This is a genomic window from Curtobacterium sp. B18, from assembly GCF_000333375.1.
GTDB lineage: Bacteria > Actinomycetota > Actinomycetes > Actinomycetales > Microbacteriaceae > Curtobacterium.
The window spans coordinates 1-3,252 of record NZ_BACZ01000389.1; the positions used below are offsets into that span (position 1 = coordinate 1).

The 3,252-nt window shown below is 72.8% G+C and carries 1 protein-coding gene and 1 pseudogene; both read right to left on the reverse strand.

Translation table 11 applies throughout. The features are described 5' to 3' along the window. Positions 1-93 precede the first annotated feature (93 nt). A pseudogene (locus I5E_RS21630) lies at positions 94-1,984 on the reverse strand (glycoside hydrolase family 15 protein). Between the two features lie 55 nt (positions 1,985-2,039). Then, complete coding sequence (locus I5E_RS10815; RefSeq protein WP_022907001.1) at positions 2,040-3,104, reverse strand: App1 family protein; 1,065 nt, start codon at positions 3,102-3,104, stop codon at positions 2,040-2,042. Positions 3,105-3,252 lie beyond the last annotated feature (148 nt).

Sequence of the window (3,252 nt, forward strand, 5' to 3'; positions counted from 1 at the left end):
CGTCGGCGCCCTGATCGGGCGCTGCTGACGGACGGGAGGCCTTTTGCCGGNTGGCATCGTGCCTCCCGTCCGTCTGCGGTCGCGACCACGACGTCAGGCGGGTGTGCCCGCCCGCTCACCTTCGCCGGTCCACGACCGGGTGCCGCCGTCGTGGACGGCGAGGCGGGTGCGGTGGCCGGCGGCCGTGCCGCGGGCCCGGGCGATCGCGTCCGCCGCGGACACGAGCGTCAGGTGCGAGAGCGCCTGCGGGGTGTTCCCGATGTGGTGCCCGGTGGCGACGTCGATCTCCTCGGAGAGCATGCCGACGTCGTTCGCGTACCCGGTGAGCACGTCCATGAGTCGCTCGGCGTCGTCCACCCGGCCGGACGCGGCGTACTGCTCGACGAGCCAGAACGAACACGCGAGGAACGGGTGCTCGCTGCCGGACAGCCCGTCGAAGCCGGACGACGTGCGGTACCGGAGCACGAGGCCGTCGTCGCCGGTGCGGAGGTCCTGCTCGATCGCGGCGACCGTGCCGGTCATGCGCGGGTCGTCGGCCTTCAGGTAGCCGATCTGGGGGAGCACGAGCAGGCTCGCGTCGACCTCGTCGGTGTCGTAGTGCTGCCGGTAGCTGCCGCGCTCGGCGTTCCAGCCGTGCTCCTCGATCTCGGCGCGGACCGCTCCGCGGAGGGTGCGCCAGCGGTCGACGGGACCCTCGAGGCCGAACTCCTCGACCGCGGCGACCCCGCGGTCGAACGCCGCCCAGATCATCGCCCGCGAGTGCGTGAAGTGCCGCCTCGGGCCGCGCATCTCCCAGATGCCGTTGTCGGGCTCCTGCCAGTGCTCCTCGACGTAGCCGAGGAGCGCGCGTTGCAGCGCCCACGAATCGGCGTTCTCCTCGACGCCGAGCTCGCGGGCGTCGTGCAGCGCGGCGAGGACCTCGCCGAAGACGTCCCCCTGGTACTGCGTGTAGGCGCCGTTGCCGACGCGGACGGGGGTCGAGGCGGCGTAGCCGGGCAGGTTCGACAGCTCGCGCTCGGGGAGCTCGCGCTCCCCGGCGATGCCGTACATGATCTGCACGTCGGCGGGGTCGCCGGCGATGGCGCGGAGGAGCCAGCCGCGCCAGTGCGCCGCCTCGTCCCGGTAGCCGTGCGCGATGAGCGAGGCGAGCGCGAGGGAGGCGTCGCGCAGCCAGACGTAGCGGTAGTCCCAGTTGCGTTCGCCGCCCGGGTCCTCCGGCAGGCTCGTCGTCGCGGCGGCCACGACCCCGCCGGTCTCGGCGTGGGTCATCGCGCGGAGGATCACGAGGGACCGACGGGTGGCCTCGGCGTACCGGCCGTCGGTGCGTGCGGTCGACATCCAGTCCTGCCACCAGCGCACCGTGCGGTGCAGGGCCGCGTCGACGTCGAGCGGCGCCGGCGGTTCCCGGTGCGAGGGGTACCAGGTGAGGACGGTGTCGAGCACCTCGCCGTCGTGCACGGTGCTCGTGGCGGAGTGCCGGTGGTCTGTCGGCGTGGAAGCGCACGCCGCGGACGATCACGGAGCCGGGGCCGGCGGTGGCGAGCAGTGCGGGGTCTTCGTCGCCGCCGATCTGTCGCACCCAGGGGAGCGCCCGGGCGTAGTCGAAGCGGATCCGGAGCACCTGCCGGACCTCGACGGCGCCGCGCAGGCCCCGGACCCGGCGCACGATGCTCGCCCGGTGCGCCCCGATCGGCATGAACTCGGTGACCTCGACCACCCCGGTCCCCGTCGTCCACACGGTCGACAGGACGAGCGTGTCCGGGTCGTACCGGCGCTTCGCGGTCGCGTCCGGGTCGGTCGGGGCGAGGGTCCAGTGCCCGTGGTCCTCGGTGCCGAGGATCGACGCGAAGGTCGACGGACTGTCGAACCGGGGCAGGCACGCCCAGTCGATCGTGCCGTCCCGCCCGACGAGCGCGGCGGTGTAGGTGTCGCCGATCAGGGCGTGGTCCTCGATGCGGTTCGTGGGGGCGTCAGCCGGGCTCATGGGCCGATCCAACCACCGTCGCCCCCGCTGGCGGTGGCTCCTGCTGAGGGATGGCTCAGGACGGGTCGCTCGGATCGGCGCGCGTGATGCCGACGCGGGCGAGTTCGGACCACATGCCCGCGCCGTCCGGTGCGTAGACCCACGGAGCCTGGGACTCGCGCGAGCGTTCCTGCGCACGCGAACGACCACCGGCGAGGACGGCCTCGCTCGTGGAGAGCTGGCGGATCGCGACGCCGGCGACGTTCTCGGGGTGCGCCCGGGCGAAGTCGCCGTAGAGCGTCTCGTCGTGCTGGCCGTCGTCACCGACGAGCAGCCACTGCACGTCCGGGAAGTCCTGGGCGAGCCGTTCGAGGTTCTGCTGCTTGTGGAGCTGCCCGCTCCGGAAGAACCGGTCGTGCGTGGGGCCCCAGTCGGTCAGCAGCAGGGTGCCGGAGGGGTAGAGGTTCCGGCTCAGGAAGCGCTGCAGGGTCGGCGCGACGTTCCAGGCGCCGGTGGAGAGGTAGACCGTCGGGGCGCCCGGGTGCTGCGCGAGCACCCGTTCGTACAGGACGGACATGCCCGGGACCGGCCGGCGGGCGTGCTCCGTGAGCACGAACGAGTTCCACGCGGCCAGCATCGGGCGGGGGAGCGAGGTCACCATGACGGTGTCGTCGATGTCCGACAGCAGTCCGAAACGGGTGTCGGGGTGCACGATGAAGACGTCGGCCTCGACGTCGCGCATGCCGCCGGCGGACAGCTTGATCGTGCGCCAGCCCGGTTCGAGGTCGATCGGCACGATGGTGTCGACGACCCCGCCGCGGTCCGACTGCACGACGTGCGAGGTGCCGCCGGCCGTGATCGTGACCTCGGCCGCGTCGACCGCGACGCTCGTGAAGCTGCGCCACCCGCGCACGCCGTAGTACGAGGCGTCGGACGCCAGCCCGCGTCGGGTGAGCAGGACGCGGCAGAGGACGCGGATCCAGCCCGGTGCGCCGTAGCCGTTGTAGGGGATCACCGTCGGCACGAGCCCGCGGCGGCGTGCGCGGTGCTCGCGGAACTCCTGGACGGCGTCCTCGATGCGGGCGGCCCGGTGGAGGATCGGCTCGGCCAGCGACGGCTCGTGGGGCGTCGGGTCGGGCATCGTGCCATCATTCCACGTCGGACCTGGCTCACGTACGACCTCACAGTTCGAGACGGTGCCGAGGGACACACCGGCGAGCGCTGCGACGTCCCGAACGCTCACTGCCATGGGGTCATCCGCGCTGTCGAACATGATCCTCAGCGACAAC